Here is a 15,919-nt window from a genome sequence, read left to right on the forward strand (position 1 = left end):
AACTCCAGCAGAAGCGCTTGACGAGCTGCTGTCACGAATGAAAACACTTGGTGTTGCGACCACCGCTTGAGCCCGCCTCCGGCCCTCCCTGCGCGATGGCGCTACGGCTGCTTCGCGTTCTCCCCGGTGCGCCGGGCTTTTTGGTCACCGTCACCCACGCGGCGCCATTGGCGCCAGCGCAGGCTTGATACTGGCATCGGAGTATCAGGACCACGCGACTTGACCGTGCGAGCCGATGTTGTTCGTCCGCGCGAATGACCACGCTGCAAACCGGCCCGCCCATCACATCCCGCACTCCACGCTTCGTGACGACCGCGCAGCGCCCCTCGTCGATGAGGCGGGACAGCGACACACAATCATGATTTTCCGAAATCGCCAAGCAGGATATTTTTTCTGCCGGGACTGGACAGCCCAAATCAGCCTGAACTTGCTCGTGAAATCGGATTCCGGACGCCGCGGCGGTCGGGCGGATATGAAGCCTCGACAGGCTTGTCCGATCTCGGCGTGAGGGGCATGAGTCGCCCGACGAGCGGCATTCTGATTGCGTCAGTCCTCGACGCGCAGCCCGTCACCATCAACGTACCAGTCGGCACGTGACGCCCAATGCACGTGTCGATCGGGAGCGGCGCCGAGCGGCTCGTCGAAGCTCCCGGCGGGAATGATCACCTCGCGGCCGCTGCGCGTCAGATGCGGCATCGGGCTGCCGCAAGTGCTGCAGAAGGCGGTGGCGAAGCTGCGCGCCTGCGGCAGGTCGAACCGTGTGACGTTCGCCTTGCCCCGCATCCAGCGCAGCGCCGACGCCTTGACGATGACCTCACAGGAGTGCGCCGTGCCGCTGGCCTTGCGACAGCGCGAGCAATGGCAATTGAGGAAGTTGTCGAACGGCCCATCGACCTCGAAGCCGACCCGGCCGCAGAGGCAACTGCCGCGGAACGTGGTCATGACGATCTCCTGTCGTGGTCTGGAACGGAATGCCCAAGAGCGCGGCACGCGTGGAGGATGTTACTTATCCTGATTGCATCTTTGTGGCTATTAGGACGACTGAAGGCCAGCCGCGGTCGCCGCGCTGTTAGTAGGTAGTCTGATCTTCCCAAGGCGGAACATTCATTTGTTGTGAGTCATCCTCGACGCCGAGAGTCAATCATTTCGAATGATTTGGAACCAGTCCGAGCGGGCAGCGCCGTCCCGCATTTGCATGGCTCGGGGGGCGATTCGGTCACTTTGAGGACATGTTTGGACGTTGATTGGCGCGCGGCAGGGGGATTTCACAGTGTACAGGAGTCCTCCGAATGTACCGCGTTGTAATTGTCGTCGCCGCATTGCTGGCTCTCTCCGTTCAAGCCGAGGCCCGTCCTCGTCACCATCATCATCACTACTCGTACCGTCACCATCACTCCTTCATGAACGCCATGGCCTCGATCCCCGGCGAGGGCCGCGTTGTCGGTGGCCGGCCGTCGGGATGCCCGCATGCCTTCTGCGGCTGCGAAGCGTCGCTCTACACGTTCGGCCGGGTCATTCCCGAGTTGAATCTCGCATCCAACTGGCGTCGCTTTCCACGCGCGGCTCCCGCACCGGGCATGGCGGCGGTCCGCTCCGGCCACGTCATGATCCTGCAGCAGCAGGTCGCCGGCAATGTCTGGTATGTGCATGACGGCAATTCCGGCGGTCACGTCACCCGCGAGCATCCGCGGTCGATTGCCGGCTACGCGATCGTGAACCCGAACGGCGGTTCCACGATGTTCGGCGCAGCGGCTCGTGTCACGCGCGAGGCCCGTGCGCCGAGATATCAGCGGTTCGCGCGCAATGCACGCTCCGACGGCTGGATGGCCAGCGCGGCGCCGATGGCCTTCAACTAGGTCCCGACGCCGACGCGGGCGCGCGGCATGCAGCTATCAAGTCGGGAACTGCATGCCGCTTATGCCGACGCGGACCGCGCCTCGCGTCTGAACAGCACGTAGAGCGCCGGCAACACCAGCAGCGTCAGCATCGTCGACGAGATGATGCCGCCGATGACGACGGTGGCGAGCGGGCGCTGGACCTCGGCGCCGGCGCCGGTCGCGATCGCCATCGGCACGAAGCCGAGCGAGGCGACCAGCGCCGTCATCAGCACCGGCCGCAATCGCGCCAGCGCGCCCTCCTCCACCGCGGCCCGCACCGAGCGTCCCTCCCGGCGTAGCCGTTCGATGAAAGCGATGATGACCAGGCCGTTGAGCACGGCGACGCCTGACAGCGCGATGAAGCCGACGCCGGCCGAGATCGACAGCGGCAGGCCACGCAGCAGCAGCGCCGCGATGCCGCCGGTCAGCGCCAACGGCACGCCGGAGAACACCAGCGCGGCATCGGCGAACGAACCCATGCTCATGAACAGCAGCAGGAACACCAGCGCGAGCGCGATCGGCACCACGATCGTGAGACGCTTGGTCGCCGACACCAATTGCTCGAACTGTCCGCCCCAGCCGATCCAATAGCCTGGCGGCAGCTTGACCTTCTCCGCGACGGCGGCCTGCGCCTCGGTCACGAACGAGCCGAGGTCGCGGGCGCGAACATTGGCTGACACGACGATCCGCCGCTTGCCGTTCTCGCGGCTGACCTGGTTCGGCCCCGGCGCCGAAGCCACGGCCGCGACCGACGACAGCGGCACGTAGCGCGGCTGCGCGGCCGAGGAGAAGGCGGGGCGCAGCGGCGCGGCATTCGCTTCCTCACCCGCCGGCAGTGGAATCGGGATCGCGCGGATCGCATCGAGATTGCCGCGCAGACGCTCGGGGAGGCGGACGACGATGTCGAAGCGGCGGTCGCCGTCGAACAGCTTTCCGGCCGCCTTGCCGCCGATCGCGATTTCGACCACGCTCTGCACCTCGGCAACGCTGAGGCCGTAGCGCGACAGCGCCTGGCGGTCGATCCTGACCGTCAGGATCGGCAGCCCCGCGACCTGCTCGGTCTTGACGTCGGTCGCGCCATTGACGCCGCGGATCGCGGCTTCGACCTGGCGCGCCGCGCCCTGCAGGATATCGAGATCGTCGCCAAAGATCTTGATGCCGACATCGCTGCGCACGCCGGAGATCAGCTCGTTGAAGCGCAACTGGATCGGCTGCGAGATCTCGTAGTTGCTGCCGGGGATGTCGTCGGCCGCCGCCTCGATCTCGGCGACGAGCTGCGCCTTCGGCTTCGCCGGGTCGGGCCACGCCTGGCGCGGCTTCAGCATGATGTAGCCGTCACCCTGCGACGGCGCCATCGGATCGGTCGCGACCTCGGCCGTGCCGATGCGGGTGAACACGTCCTTCACCTCCGGGATGCGCCGCAGCCGCGCGTCCAGCGCCTTCTGCAGGTCGACCGAGAGGGTGAGGCTCGTTCCGGGGATGCGCAGGGCCGCGAGCGCGACGTCACCCTCGTCAAGGCTCGGAATGAACTCGCCGCCCATGCGCGTCGCGGCAAAGCCGCTCGCCGCGACGATCACCACGGCCAGGGCTGCGACCATCAGGCGGTGCGCGATCACGCCGCGCAGCAGCGGCGCGTAGACCCGCCGCGCGCCGCGCATGATGAGGTTCTCCTGCTCGGATACCTTGCCGGTGACGAAGATCGCGACCGCTGCCGGCACGAAGGTGATCGAGAACAGCACGGCGGCACCGAGCGCCATCAGCACCGTCAGCGCCATCGGCGTGAACATCTTGCCCTCGACGCCGGTCAGCGTCAGCACCGGAAGATAGACCACGGCGATGATGCCGGTGCCGAACAGGCTCGGCCCGATCACCTCGCGCGCGCCGCTGACGATGGTCTGCAACCGCTCGGCGGTCGTGAGCAGTCCGCCCTTGCGATGCTGCGCCTGGGCGAGCAGCCGCAGGCAGTTCTCGACGATGATGACGGCGCCGTCGACGATGATGCCGAAATCGATCGCGCCGAGGCTCATCAGGTTGGCGCTCACCCTGCTCTCGACCATGCCGGTGATGGTCATCGCCATCGACAGCGGGATGATGCAGGCTGTGACCAGTGCGGCCCGGATGTTGCCGAGCAGGAGGAACAGCACGACGACGACCAGCGCGGCGCCTTCGAGCAGGTTCTTCTCCACGGTGCGGATCGTCGCTTCGACCAGATGGGTGCGGTCATAGAGCGTGCGCGTGACCACGCCCTCGGGCAGCGACTTCGCGATGTCGTCGAGCCGGGCGGCGACGCGGCGCGCAACGGCGCGACTGTTCTCGCCGATCAGGAGCATCGCCGTGCCCAGGATCGTCTCCTCGCCGTTGAGCGTCGCCGCCCCCGTGCGCAGGTCGCGTCCTTCGGTCACCTCGGCGACGTCTCCGATGCGCACCGGCGTGCCGCCGCGGGCGCCGATCACGATGTCCTTCAGCTCGGCTGCGCTGCCGACCTGGCCGGGCGCGCGCACCAGATATTGCTCGCCATTGCGCTCGATATAGCCGGCGCCGACATTGGCATTGTTGGACGCCAGCGCCGCGATCACGTCACGGAAACTGATGCGATAGGCCATCAGGCGGCCGGGATCGGGCAGCACGTGGAACTGGCGCTCGAAGCCGCCGATCGTGTTCACCTCGATCACGCCCGGCACGCCGCGCAGTTGCGGTCGGATGATCCAGTCCTGGATGGTGCGCAGATCGGTCGGCGAGTAGTCGGTGCCATCAGGCGTCTTGGCGCCGGGCTTGGCTTCGACCGCATACATGAAGATCTCGCCGAGCCCGGTCGAGAGCGGTCCCATCGCGACCTCGACGCCCGGGGGCAGCTGATCCTTGATCTGCTGGATGCGCTCGTTGACGAGCTGGCGCGCGAAATAGATGTCGGTGCCGTCCTGGAACACGACGGTGACCTGGCTCAACCCATAGCGCGACAGCGAGCGCGTGTAGTCCAGCTTCGGCAGGCCGCCCATCGCGGTCTCGACCGGGAAGGTGATGCGCTGCTCGGTCTCGAGCGGCGAGTAGCCGGGCGCCTTGGTGTTGATCTGCACCTGCACGTTGGTGATGTCGGGCACGGCGTCGATCGGCAGCCGGGTGAAATTCCAGGCGCCGAAGCCGGCGGCGGCGAGCGCTGCGATCAGCACCAGCCAGCGCTGGCGCACGGCAAATCCGAGGATCGCGTCAATCATGCTCGGCCTCCCCCTTGCCCATCTCCGCCTTCACCAGAAAGCTGTTCTCGGCAACGTAGTGTTCGCCGGCGGCGAGGCCATCGCGGATTTCGACATAGGTCGGGTCGGACTCGCCGGTGACCACGGGGCGCGCCTCGATCTTGTCGCCCTCCTCGCGCACGAACACGACGGTCTTGTTCTCCAGGGTCTGGATCGCGCTCGCGCGGACCGCCACGGCGACGCTGCGCTTGGCGAGAACCAGCCGCGCGGTGACGAACAGGCCCGGGCGCAACCGGCCGTCGGGATTGGCCAGCACGACGCGGGCAAGCGCGGTCTGCGTCTCGCTGGCGCCGACGGGGGCGATGTAGGACACGTGGCCGCGGATCGCGCCGCGTCCGTCATCGGGATCGATCAGCACCTCGTCGTCGAGCCGGACGCGCCGGAGATCCTGACGGTAGATCGACAGGTCGACCCAGATCGTGGAGAGATCCGCGACCACGAAGGCCGGCTTCTGCTCGGAGGCGTATTCGCCGAGCGAGATCTGGCGGTCGATGATGGTGCCGCCGATCGGCGCCTTGAGATCATACGAGGTCAGGCTCTGATTGCTCTCGATCGCGGCGAGCAGTTCGTCCTTGGCGACGGTGTCGCCGATGCGCTTTTTGATGGCACGGACGATGCCCGGAAAGCGCGGCGTCACCTGCACCAGCGCTTCCTGATTGGCGCGCAGCACGCCGTTGAACGCCAGCGTATCGGACAAGGTCGCAGGGCCGGCTTCGGCGAGCGCGACGCCGGCCGCGGCGAGCTTCACGTCGCTGATGCGGATGCGGTCGGCGCCATGCTCGTCCTGCTCGACATGGTCCTTCGGTGCCTTCTCGGCATGATCGGCATGGCCGCCGGTTGCCTCGGCATGCAGCTCCGCCTCGACCAGCAGGCGCGATGCGCCGGCGCCGGCGGCGGCCGCCAGGATGACAATGAGGATGACGGTGGATGGTCTCATCGCGCAGTCTCCCGTGCCAGGGTGAAGGGACGGCCGACCAGGCCTTCGATCGTCGCCACGGCGACATGGATGTTCTGCAGCGCCTCCTGCTCACGCAGCCGCGCCTGCGCCACGCTCGCCTGTGCGTCCAGCACCTCGAGCAACGAGAAGCGGCCGGCGCTGTAGCCCTGCGCGATCTCGTCGGCCGCCTCCTGCGCCTTCGGAATTGCGATCTCGCGCAGCACGGACAATTCCCGCAGCGAGCCCTGCAGCGAGTCGTAGGCGCGACCGGCGATCACCAGCAGGGCGTTGCGGTTGGCCTTGCGCTCGGCTTCGGTCTTGGCGAGGCTTTCCTGCGCCGAGAGGATGTTGCCCTGGTTCTGGTCGAACACCGGGATCGGCACGGAGACGCTGAGCCTGACGGCGTCGTCCTGCGTGTCGTTGAAATGCCGCCAGCCGGCACCGATGCGGACGTCGGGGTACGGCTTCAGCCGCGCCAGCAGCAGCTCGGCATTGCGCTGCGCGTAGACCGCGGTCCAGCGGACGAGCTGCGGATTGGCATCGATCGCCGCGATCACGGCCTGGAACGCCGGCGGCTGGCCGGTCGCATCGAACCGGCCGGTGACGGCCGGGAGCTTCGCCGAGCTGTCGCCGATCAGCACGGCGAGCTCGCGGCGTGCGCTCGAAAGCGTCGCCTTGACGCGCTCGCGATCGGCGCGCACCAGCGCCGAGGCGACCTCGGCGCGGCCGGTCTCCGCCGGCGACGACGCGCCCGCCTCGACGCGACGGCGCAGCAGCGGCGTCAGGCGATCGAGCGCTGCGACCTGATCGTCGAGGATCTGGATGCGCCGCTGCGTGGCGAGCACCGTCACGAAGGCGATCGCGGTCTCCGACAAAATCTCCAGCCGCACCGCCTGGCGCTGGATCTCGGCGACGCGCACGCCGGCCTGGCCGGCGGCGATGCGGGCGTCGCGCTTGCCGAACCATTCGAACGCCTGGCTGATCTGCAAGGTCGTCTCGGCCGACCGCGTGCCGCGATATTGACCCGTTCCGAATGAATTGTCCTGCTCGTAGGACAGCTCCGGATTGAGCAGCGCGCCGGCCTGCAGCCGCTGGCCGGAGGCGATGCCGATGTCGCGGTCGGCGGCGGATAGCCGTGGATTGGCGGCGAGGGCGCGGGAGAGCGCCGCGCGGAGGGTCAGCGTCTGCGCCGCGGAGGCGTGCACGGACAGAGCGAGCAGGGCTGCGGCGCCGATGGCACGCGCAGCCATCCCGGGGAATGGCATGAGATGAACCTGTCTGGACGGGCAAGGATGGACGGCGTCGGCCGTCCGGCACGTTGCGTCAGCTCAGGCGTTTTGGCGGCGGAGACTCGGACTCGGGGAGGACGCCTGCACTGAGCAGGGGAACGGCCCAGCCGGTTGCGGCCGCGACCTCGGCCGGGACGGCGGCGAACTGCGGCTGCGGCACGGCCACCGAGAAGCAGCCATGGCAATGATGGTCGGCGATGCCGCGCTGATCGGTGTGGCCCGCTCGGTCGAGCAGCGACGCGATCTCCGGCTTGCCCGCGGAGGGATGGGCGACGTCGATGTCACAAGCGCCGTGCAGCGCGCCCGCGAGGACATAAGCGAGCATCAGGCAGGCGGCCACGATCCGGCGCAGCATGCGCGGACGGCTCGTGATGTCTCGTTTGCCAATGCTGCGCACCGCGCCCCCTGTTCGGCGAGCGGATAGCACGTGGCCGGCGCGGTTGTCGATCAGCAACAATGTAACAAGCGGAACCGCTCATGGCGCGCCAAGGGCGGGCGCCAGGATCACGCAGGCGAGCAGCGCCAGGGCCGCAGCGCTGCAGCGATAGCCGAGCCACGCCGGCACGACATGTCCGAGACCGCAGCGCAGCGTCGCGCCGAGCACGATCCAGGCTCCTCCGATCGTCGCGGTCGAGAGCCCGAGCACGACCAGGAACGGCCATAGGCTCGCCGCATCGCCTTCCAGCGGCAGCAAGGTGAAGGCGAAGATGATGGCCTTTGGATTGAACAGCGTCGTGATGAACACGCCGCGCAGGGTGACCGGCGCCGCATCGCTTGCGCTGCCGCTGCCGTGGCGCCAGAGCGCGGCCGCGAGGTGCAGCAGATAGAGGACGACCACGACACGAAGAGCATGTCCGACCAGCGGCGCGGTCGCAACGAGCGGACCGAGCGTGATGCGCAGCGTCGCGATCGCGAGCAGATAGCCGGCAAGCTCGGCGAGCAGCAGATGAACGGATGCGCGCACGCCACGGCTCGCACCGGCAGTGGCGAGCAGCGTGTTGGTTGGGCCGGGCGTGACGAGCAGCGCGGCGCCCGCCGCGCCAAAGGTCAGGATATCCATGACCGCATCAAGCACGCGCGCCATGCGCCGGCCTTGACGCGCGTCAACGTCCGGCGCCGCGGGCCGCAGTCCCGTTTTCCGGAACGGCTCGTATGTCGGCTTCATTGCGGACGATGGTCGGCCGCGCCGCATGATAGGATCGTATGGCAGCATGCAGGGCGATTGATTGACTTGGCTCTCGTGCAAACTAAGGTTCGCGGCGCCGGAAGTGGAACAGCGCCTGATCATCGCACCGTTCGGACGCGTAGCATCGATGGTCGGCGCGCAAGGATCGGAAGACAGATGACGTTGGCGATGAGCTGGGACGAGTGGGCCCGGCAAGATGGCATGGCGCTGGCGGCGCGCGTTCGCAGCGGCGAGCTGACGGCGGCGGAGCTGGCGCGGCAGGCGGCTGAAGGCATTGCCCAGGTGGATCCCGCGCTATCGGGCGTGGTCGAAGTCTTCGCCGACGCCGTCGAAGATCCCATCAAGGCGGGCGCCAATGCCGACGGCGCCTTCGCCGGCCTGCCGTTCCTGATGAAGGATCTCGGGCCGACCATGGCCGGGCGCCTGCAGGAGCAGGGCTCGCTGTTCATGCGCGGCAACCGTCCCGCCGCCGACACGCACCTGACGGCGAAGATGCGCAAGGCCGGCCTCAACCTGATGGGCCGCACCACCACGCCGGAGTTCGGCGTCTGCAGCTCGGCCGAGAACCCGGCCGTCTATGTCACGCGCAATCCGTGGAATACCGACTACACGACCTGCGGCTCGTCGGCCGGCAGTGCCGCGATGGTCGCGGCGGGCGTGGTGCCGATCGCGCATGCCACCGATGGCGGCGGCTCGATCCGGATTCCCGCGGGCGTCAACGGCAATATCGGGCTGAAGGTCTCGCGCGGCGTGTTCTCGATCGCACCGCATCTGTCGGATCTCTCCGGCCTCGTCTCGATCCAGGGCTGCCAGTCGCGCAGCGTGCGCGACACCGCGGCGTTCGTCGACCATTGCCGCGGCGGCGCGCCGGGCGAGTTCATGCCGTACTGGACCACGCCGGAGCCTTACGTCGAGCTGATCAAGCGCGATCCCGGCAAGCTCAGGATCGCGCTGTCGCATCAATGGGGCGACTATCGCGCCACGCCGCACATCGCTTCAGAGCTGGCGCGTGTCGGCAAGTTCCTCGAGGGCCTCGGCCACCACGTCGGCTACGCGCTGCCCGACGTGGACTATCGCGCCGCATTCGCGGCGCAGACCACATGCTACATCTCCAACTTCGCGATCGTCATCAACAACCTGCTCGCGTCGCGCAAGCTCGAGCGGCCGCCGGCCGAGCTGATCGAGCCGATCAACATCCGGATCTGGGAGGCCGGCCGCGGCACCAGCTTCGCCGAGCGCGCGGCGATGCAGGCGGTGTTCAACACCACCTCGCGCGCCTTCGGCGCCTTCTTCGAGGACTGGGATATCATCCTGACCCCGATCACCGCGCTGCCGACCCCGAAGATCGGCACCACCGAATATCTGACGATCAGCGACAATCCGGACGTGCTCGACTGGTTCGAGAATCTCTGGCGCAACTTCGCGTTCACGCCGCTCGCCAACCTCTGCGGCATTCCGGCGATCTCGCTGCCGCTCGCGACCAACGAGCACGGCCTGCCGCTCGGCATCCAGGCGATCGGCAAGCAGGCCGACGACGGCCTGCTGCTGCAGTTGGCCGCCCAGATCGAGCGCGCGATCGAGGGCAAGTGGAACGGCGGTACCACGCCCGCCGTCCACGTGACCAAAGCCTGAGCCGCAACCACGAGCGCCCCGCGGGCCACTGATCCGGCGGCGCTCATCGATCGTTGTTCAGCGTGGACGGTGCCGGCCGGAGCCGGCGCGTCGCACTGATCGGCGAGGGCGAACGTGACGGACGAGCGGATTGCGACGCGTTCCGGCAGGGAGGCGGCAGATGCCGCCCTGCCCCGGCGCGGCATTTGGGTCGCGTGGTGACGCCATGCCGAAGATGCGGCGCAAGGCCGACTTGCCGACCAGGATATGCGCTGCGTGCGGCCGCCCGTTTGCGTGGCGGCGCAAATGGGCACGCGACTGGAACGAGGTGAGATACTGCTCGGACCGCTGCCGATCCGACCGCGGCCGGACGCCCACTGCGATCGCCAGGAGCCGCGGAGGCTAGCGTCATGATGTCCGGCGTCCCCGCTTCGATGCGCATTCTCGGCCTCGCCGGGCTGATTCCGTTCGCGGGCCTCGCCGCATTGGTGATTGCAGGTGACGGTCCGATCCGGCTGGCCGCGCTGCGCGCGCAGATCGGCTATGGCGCGGTCATCGTGAGCTTTCTCGGCGCGATCCATTGGGGCGTCGCCGTGCAGACGCCGGCGCTGGCAGGCTGGCCGCGCATGAGCTGGGGGGTGACGCCGTCCCTGCTCGGCTGGGTCGCGCTGTTGCTGCCGGCGCTGCCCGCGTTGGTGCTGCTCGCAGCCGCGCTGCTGACCGCCTTGGTCTACGATGAGTTCAGCTTCGGCGGCGACGATCGACGGGCCTGGTTCCTGAAGCTGCGGCGGCTGCTCAGCCTTGGTGCAATACTGTCTCTGCTCGCCACGCTGATAGGCATCGTGGTCAAGGGCGCGCTCTGACGGCCACCGTTGTGGACAATGCGGCAATCCCTCGGGCAAGCTCGCATATCCACTCGCGAGGCGCCATGAACATCGTACTGCTCAATCCCAACATCCGCACCGACATCACCGACCTGATGCTGCAGGTCGGCCGGGAGGCTGCTGCGCCCGGCACCACCCTGATCCCCTGCACCGCGCCGCGCGGCGTGCCCTACATCGCCACCCGCGCCGAGGCGCAGATCGGCGGCGCCGTCGCACTGGAGATGCTGGCGGAGCGTCACGGCACCTTCGACGCTGCGATCATCGCCGCGTTCGGCGATCCCGGCCTGTTCGCGGCGCGCGAGCTGTTCGACGTGCCGGTGATCGGGCTTGCGGAGGCCGCAATGCTGACGGCCTGCATGGCCGGACGGCGCTTCGCGATCGTCACCTTCGCGCAGGCGCTCGGCCCCTGGTACGAGGAGTGCGTGCGCATGCACGGGCTGATGGAGCGCTGCGCCGGCATCCGCATGCTCGACGGCAGCTTCAAGCAGATCTCCGACGTGCAGCATGAAAAGGAGGAGCTGCTGGTCGAGCTGGCGCTGCGCGCGGTCGAGGAGAATGACGCCGATGTCCTGATCTTCGCCGGCGCGCCACTGTCGGGGCTCGCCGCTCGGGTCGCGCATCGCATTCCCGTCCCCGTGGTCGATCAGGTGATCGCCGCGGTGAAGCAGGCCGAAGCACTGCTCGCCTTGAAGATGCGCAAAGCCACCGCCGGCACCTTCCGCCGCCCCGCCGCGAAGCCGACGACAGGCTTGCCCGAGGCGCTGGCCGCACGGCTGGAGCATCGCGACGGTTAGCTGGACGGCACTGTTAGTGGGCTTGCTCGATCCGTGCCTCTCCCCGCAAGCGGGGCGAGGGAGCGCATCGCCGTCGGCGCACGCCCGTGCCTCCTAGCTGGAATGGCATCTTAATACTGGCGTACCTGTCACACCCTCTTTTGTACACAAGCAGCCGCCACTGCCTGAAAAGGCGGCACGCTTCTTGCTTTTTCAAACGAATAGAGCAGGAAGCCCATGGCCAGCGTATCGGAAGCCAAGTCGCTCGTTCTGGATCGGATCACGCACCGCTTCGCCAGCGGCACGATGGCCGTCTCCGACATCAATCTCGATGTGAAAGGCGGCGAGATCATCGCCCTGCTTGGGCCCTCGGGCTGCGGCAAGACCACGCTTTTGCGCATCATCGCCGGCTTCATCGGCCAGAGCGAGGGGCGCGTCATCATCGGCAACGACGTCGTCGACGCGCTGCCGCCCAACCGCCGCGCCGTCGGCATCGTGTTCCAGAACTACGCCCTGTTTCCGCATCTCTCGATCACCGAGAATGTCGGCTACGGCCTCGCCGCGCGCGGCGTCGACAAGGCGACGCGCAACAAGGAAGCGCAGCGGCTGCTCGACATGGTGCAGCTCGGCCCGTTCGGCGAGCGGCTGCCGCGGCAGTTGTCCGGCGGACAGCAGCAGCGCGTGGCGCTGGCGCGCGCACTGGCGATCAAGCCGTCGATCCTGCTGCTCGACGAGCCGTTCGCGGCGCTCGACAAGAATTTGCGGCTCGACATGCAGATCGAGGTCAAGCGGCTGCAGCGCATGGCGGGCACCACAACCTTGATCGTGACGCACGACCAGGAGGAGGCGCTGTCGATGGCCGACCGCGTCGCCGTGCTGAGCCATGGTCATCTCGAGCAGTTCGGCACGCCGTCCGAGATCTACGACCAACCGCAGACGCTGTTCGTGAACAGCTTCGTCGGCACGGCGAACAAGATGAAGGGGACCGTGATCGCGACCGACGCGGGCAGTGTCAAGGTTGGTCTGGAGGCCGGCGGCGAGATCATCGCGCGCGCACCGCATCCGGTCAGTGCCTCAGACAAGGTCACCGTCTGCCTGCGTCCCGAGCACCTCACCTTCGTCAGCGACGACACCGGCTTTGCCGGCGAGATCGGCATGGCGTTGCCGCTCGGCGCCACCGTCGTCCACGAGATCAAGGCCAAGGACGGATCCAGCATCAAGATCTCGCAGGCCCGCACCGGCGGCACGCCGCTGCGCGAGGCCGGCGCCCCGGTGCGGGTCGCACCGATCGCACCCGGCCTCGCCACCGTCTTCCCGCAATAGACCAACAGACACATCGGAGTGGAACATGATGCTTGATCGCCGCCGGCTCCTGACCAGCGCCTTGACGCTGGGAGCCATGCACGCCTTCCCGGGCTTGAGCCTCGCGCAGGCGCGGCCGCTGGTGTTCGCGACCTTCACCGGCAGCTGGGAAGAAGCACATAAAGCCGTGCTCGTCCCTGCCTTCCGCAAGGCCAACACCGATGCGGCGATCGTGCTCGATCCGATGCTGTCGGTCGACCAGATCGCCAAGGTCAACGCCGCCAAGGCCAATCCGCCGATCGACGTCATGCTGCACGACCCGGGTCCGGCGCTGGTCGCGATCGGCCAGGATCTCGTCGAGCCCTACCCAGCCGACAAGAGCACCTATTTCAAGGACCTGATTCCGGAAGCGCAGGACGCGATGGGCCCGGCGCCGTTCTTCCAGGTCGTCGGCCTCACCTACAATCCAGAGACGGTGAAGACGCCGCCGACCTCGTGGGCCGATCTGTGGAAGCCCGAGTTCAAGGGCAAGGTCGGCATCACCAATCTGAACTCCACGCTCGGCACCGGCTGGCTGGTCGAGATCGCGCGCATGCGCGGCGGCTCGGAAGCCAATGTCGACGAAGGCTTCAAGGCGCTGGAGGAGCTGAAGCCGAACCTCGCCGCCGTCGCCGCCAATCCCGGCGCGCTGGCGACCCTGTTCCAGCAGGGCCAGATCGACATCTCGCCCGGCAACTTCAACGCCATCCAGATCCTGAAAGCGCGCGGCGTGCCCGTCGAGTTCGTGGCGCCCAAGGAAGGCGCGATCGCCTTCAAGACCACGATCCACATCGTCAAGAACTCACCGAACAAGGAGCTTGCCTTCAAGCTGATCGAGGCGGCGCTGTCACCGGAGGTGCAGACCACGCTGATGAACTCACCGTATCTGATCGTGCCGACCAACACCAAGGTCGCGATGTCCGGCGAGATCGCAAAGGTGCTGGCCAAGGACACCGCGGAGCTGAAGAAGAAGTTCGTGTTCCAGGATTGGAAGAAGATCAACGAGCAGCGCGCGTCCTGGATCGAGAAGTTCAACCGCGACATCAAGATCTGACGCGATGAAGAGCGCCACGACCGCACCTGGAGACGTGACCAGCTTCAGCCTAGGGCTTGCTCTGCCCTTGGGCCTGGTGTTCGCGATCTTCTTCGTGCTGCCGCTGGCGCAACTTCTTTTTCTCTCGCTGCACAACGACACCGCGGCGACGGTGTGGGGGCTCGGCCAGTACGTCAAATTCCTGACCGACCCCTTCAGCCTCGCCGTGCTCGGCTCGACGCTTCTGCTCGGCGCCGAGGTGACGCTCGCCTGTCTCGTGCTCGGCTATCCCATCGCCTGGCTGTACCAGCGCTCCGGCAGCCGGGTGCAGACCCTGATCATCATGATCGTGCTGCTGCCGCTGCTCACCAGCGTCGTCGTCCGCACCTTCGCCTGGATCGTGATCCTGGGCCGGCAGGGCATCATCAACTCCGTGCTGCAATCGCTCGGGCTGATCGGCACGCCGCTGCGCATGATCTACACGCAAGGCGGACTGGTCGCGGCGCTCGCGCAGGTACAGATGCCGCTGATGGTGCTTCCCCTGATCACCGCGATCGGCCGCATCGATCCCAATCTCTCCGACGCCTCGGCCTCGCTGGGCGCCGGAAGCTGGCGCACCTTCGTCAAGGTGATGCTGCCGCTGTCGATGCCAGGCATCATCGCGGGCTGCACCCTGACCTATGCGGCTGCGATCACCGCTTTCATCACGCAGTCGCTGGTCGGCGGCGGTCAGATGCTGTTCATGCCGATGTATCTGTATCAGCAGGCCTCGACCTTGCAGAACTGGCCGTTCGCGGCGGCGATCTCGATCATCTTCCTGTTCGCAGTGCTCGCCATCGTCGCGCTGTTCTCGACACTCGGGCGGCGTGCGCGCGGCTATGGAGACGCCAGATGAGCCAGCGCCAGCGCAACTGGGAAGCGCTGAGCTTCCAGATCGTGATGACGGTGGTTGCCGTGCTGGCGCTGATCCTGATCGTGTCGCCGTCGCTGGTCGTGGTGATCGTCTCCTTCACGTCCGGCTTCTCGCTGAAATTCCCGCCGCCGGGCTATTCGACCCGCTGGTACGTCGAATTGTGGAACGCCTGGCAGCTGCAGTTCGCCGCACGCAACAGCGTCGTCGTCGCGCTATGGTCGACGGGTCTGTCGATCATGCTCGGCGTCGCCGCGGCGCTGGCGATCTCGCGCTCGAAGACGCTCACGGCGAAGCTCCTGGACTCGTTGTTCATGTCGCCGCTGGTACTGCCGGCACTCGCCTTCGGCTTGGCGGCGCTGATGTTCTTCTCGCTGATCGGCCTACCGGTGTCGCTGCTGACCCTGGTGATCGGCCACACCATCGTCTGCGTGCCCTATGTCGTCCGCAACACCGTCGCGGCACTGGCCCAGCTCGAGCCGACCCTGCTGGAAAGCTCGGCGATCCTCGGCGCCTCCAGGCTCTACACGTTCCGCCGCATCGTCTTGCCGCTGATCCGCCCCGGCATCATCTCCGGTGCCTTCATCGCCTTCATGTCATCGTTCGACAACGTGCCGGTGTCGCTGTTCCTGCGCGACGCCGCCACCGACATGCTCCCGATCCGCATGTGGCAGGACCTCGAAGGCAAGCTCGACGTCACCATCGCCGCGCTGTCGAGCGTGCTGATCATTGCCACGATCGCGCTGATGACGATCATGGAGCGCACCACCGGACTGTCGAAGCGGCTGACGGGTTGAGGCTGAGTGCCCGTTCCTGAAATTGGGAGT

The 15,919-nt window shown here is 67.3% G+C and carries 15 protein-coding genes; 9 read left to right on the top strand and 6 right to left on the bottom strand.

Annotated elements, in window-relative coordinates:
• Positions 1-546 precede the first annotated feature (546 nt).
• Positions 547-942 (bottom strand): GFA family protein, encoded by a 396-nt coding sequence (locus ACQR1E_RS33205; RefSeq protein WP_315825904.1) that lies wholly within the window; start codon positions 940-942, stop codon positions 547-549.
• Positions 943-1,289: 347 nt separating this feature from the next.
• Between ACQR1E_RS33205 and ACQR1E_RS33210 the strand changes: the two genes are divergently transcribed.
• Positions 1,290-1,856 (top strand): hypothetical protein, encoded by a 567-nt coding sequence (locus tag ACQR1E_RS33210; RefSeq protein WP_315825903.1) that lies wholly within the window; start codon positions 1,290-1,292, stop codon positions 1,854-1,856.
• Between the two features lie 59 nt (positions 1,857-1,915).
• On the opposite strand, the gene ACQR1E_RS33215 is transcribed toward ACQR1E_RS33210, so the two are convergent.
• The 5 genes from ACQR1E_RS33215 to ACQR1E_RS33235 are packed head-to-tail and all read right to left on the bottom strand — an operon-like array spanning position 1,916 to position 8,438.
• Positions 1,916-5,089, bottom strand: coding sequence for an efflux RND transporter permease subunit (locus ACQR1E_RS33215; RefSeq protein WP_434898067.1), 3,174 nt, complete (start codon positions 5,087-5,089; stop codon positions 1,916-1,918).
• Positions 5,082-6,065, bottom strand: a complete 984-nt coding sequence (ihpB, locus tag ACQR1E_RS33220; RefSeq protein WP_434898068.1) for a divalent metal ion exporter adaptor subunit IhpB — start codon at positions 6,063-6,065, stop codon at positions 5,082-5,084. Before ihpB ends, ACQR1E_RS33215 begins: the two co-directional genes overlap by 8 nt.
• Positions 6,062-7,330, bottom strand: a complete 1,269-nt coding sequence (gene ihpA / locus ACQR1E_RS33225) for a divalent metal ion exporter subunit IhpA (protein WP_434898069.1) — start codon at positions 7,328-7,330, stop codon at positions 6,062-6,064. The genes ihpB and ihpA overlap by 4 nt, the downstream gene beginning before the upstream one ends.
• Before the next feature lie 58 nt (positions 7,331-7,388).
• Positions 7,389-7,808: a hypothetical protein gene (locus tag ACQR1E_RS33230; protein ID WP_316201523.1), complete on the bottom strand. Its 420-nt coding sequence runs from the start codon at positions 7,806-7,808 to the stop codon at positions 7,389-7,391.
• Between the two features lie 21 nt (positions 7,809-7,829).
• Positions 7,830-8,438 carry a LysE family transporter gene (locus tag ACQR1E_RS33235; RefSeq protein WP_434898070.1) on the bottom strand — a complete coding sequence of 203 codons (609 nt, stop codon included), beginning with the start codon at positions 8,436-8,438 and terminating at the stop codon, positions 7,830-7,832.
• Between the two features lie 258 nt (positions 8,439-8,696).
• On the opposite strand from ACQR1E_RS33235, the gene ACQR1E_RS33240 reads away from it, so the two are divergent.
• The 8 genes from ACQR1E_RS33240 to ACQR1E_RS33275 all read left to right on the top strand — a co-directional run bounded on the left by ACQR1E_RS33240 (position 8,697) and on the right by ACQR1E_RS33275 (position 15,889).
• Positions 8,697-10,172, top strand: coding sequence for an amidase (locus ACQR1E_RS33240; protein ID WP_434898071.1), 1,476 nt, complete (start codon positions 8,697-8,699; stop codon positions 10,170-10,172).
• A gap of 205 nt (positions 10,173-10,377) precedes the next feature.
• The gene (locus ACQR1E_RS33245) at positions 10,378-10,557 is read left to right on the top strand and encodes a DUF2256 domain-containing protein (RefSeq protein ID WP_315713691.1); all 180 of its coding nucleotides are present in this window, start codon (positions 10,378-10,380) and stop codon (positions 10,555-10,557) included.
• A 4-nt stretch (positions 10,558-10,561) separates the two neighbouring features.
• On the top strand, positions 10,562-11,014 hold the full coding sequence (locus ACQR1E_RS33250) for a DUF3429 domain-containing protein (RefSeq protein WP_316167307.1): 453 nt from the start codon (positions 10,562-10,564) through the stop codon (positions 11,012-11,014).
• A gap of 65 nt (positions 11,015-11,079) precedes the next feature.
• Positions 11,080-11,829 carry an aspartate/glutamate racemase family protein gene (locus ACQR1E_RS33255; RefSeq protein ID WP_434898072.1) on the top strand — a complete coding sequence of 250 codons (750 nt, stop codon included), beginning with the start codon at positions 11,080-11,082 and terminating at the stop codon, positions 11,827-11,829.
• 216 nt (positions 11,830-12,045) lie between these two features.
• The gene (locus ACQR1E_RS33260) at positions 12,046-13,131 is read left to right on the top strand and encodes an ABC transporter ATP-binding protein (protein ID WP_315825895.1); all 1,086 of its coding nucleotides are present in this window, start codon (positions 12,046-12,048) and stop codon (positions 13,129-13,131) included.
• A 25-nt stretch (positions 13,132-13,156) separates the two neighbouring features.
• Positions 13,157-14,203 (top strand): ABC transporter substrate-binding protein, encoded by a 1,047-nt coding sequence (locus ACQR1E_RS33265; protein ID WP_315713687.1) that lies wholly within the window; start codon positions 13,157-13,159, stop codon positions 14,201-14,203.
• Positions 14,204-14,207: 4 nt separating this feature from the next.
• On the top strand, positions 14,208-15,077 hold the full coding sequence (locus ACQR1E_RS33270; RefSeq protein WP_315713686.1) for an ABC transporter permease: 870 nt from the start codon (positions 14,208-14,210) through the stop codon (positions 15,075-15,077).
• Complete coding sequence (locus ACQR1E_RS33275; protein ID WP_315713685.1) at positions 15,074-15,889, top strand: ABC transporter permease; 816 nt, start codon at positions 15,074-15,076, stop codon at positions 15,887-15,889. The genes ACQR1E_RS33270 and ACQR1E_RS33275 overlap by 4 nt, the downstream gene beginning before the upstream one ends.
• The last annotated feature ends 30 nt before the right edge of the window (positions 15,890-15,919 follow it).

It is taken from the genome of Bradyrhizobium sp. HKCCYLRH1030 (genome assembly GCF_051168395.1).
Taxonomy (GTDB): Bacteria; Pseudomonadota; Alphaproteobacteria; order Rhizobiales; family Xanthobacteraceae; genus Bradyrhizobium.

Coding starts and splice junctions, on each gene's coding strand:
- ACQR1E_RS33205 (WP_315825904.1), bottom strand. CDS start 942: ATGACCACGTTCCGCGGCAGTTGCCTCTGCGGCCGGGTCGGCTTCGAG.
- ACQR1E_RS33210 (WP_315825903.1), top strand. CDS start 1,290: ATGTACCGCGTTGTAATTGTCGTCGCCGCATTGCTGGCTCTCTCCGTT.
- ACQR1E_RS33215 (WP_434898067.1), bottom strand. CDS start 5,089: ATGATTGACGCGATCCTCGGATTTGCCGTGCGCCAGCGCTGGCTGGTG.
- ihpB (WP_434898068.1), bottom strand. CDS start 6,065: ATGAGACCATCCACCGTCATCCTCATTGTCATCCTGGCGGCCGCCGCC.
- ihpA (WP_434898069.1), bottom strand. CDS start 7,330: ATGCCATTCCCCGGGATGGCTGCGCGTGCCATCGGCGCCGCAGCCCTG.
- ACQR1E_RS33235 (WP_434898070.1), bottom strand. CDS start 8,438: ATGGCGCGCGTGCTTGATGCGGTCATGGATATCCTGACCTTTGGCGCG.
- ACQR1E_RS33240 (WP_434898071.1), top strand. CDS start 8,697: ATGACGTTGGCGATGAGCTGGGACGAGTGGGCCCGGCAAGATGGCATG.
- ACQR1E_RS33245 (WP_315713691.1), top strand. CDS start 10,378: ATGCCGAAGATGCGGCGCAAGGCCGACTTGCCGACCAGGATATGCGCT.
- ACQR1E_RS33250 (WP_316167307.1), top strand. CDS start 10,562: ATGATGTCCGGCGTCCCCGCTTCGATGCGCATTCTCGGCCTCGCCGGG.
- ACQR1E_RS33255 (WP_434898072.1), top strand. CDS start 11,080: ATGAACATCGTACTGCTCAATCCCAACATCCGCACCGACATCACCGAC.
- ACQR1E_RS33260 (WP_315825895.1), top strand. CDS start 12,046: ATGGCCAGCGTATCGGAAGCCAAGTCGCTCGTTCTGGATCGGATCACG.
- ACQR1E_RS33265 (WP_315713687.1), top strand. CDS start 13,157: ATGATGCTTGATCGCCGCCGGCTCCTGACCAGCGCCTTGACGCTGGGA.
- ACQR1E_RS33270 (WP_315713686.1), top strand. CDS start 14,208: ATGAAGAGCGCCACGACCGCACCTGGAGACGTGACCAGCTTCAGCCTA.
- ACQR1E_RS33275 (WP_315713685.1), top strand. CDS start 15,074: ATGAGCCAGCGCCAGCGCAACTGGGAAGCGCTGAGCTTCCAGATCGTG.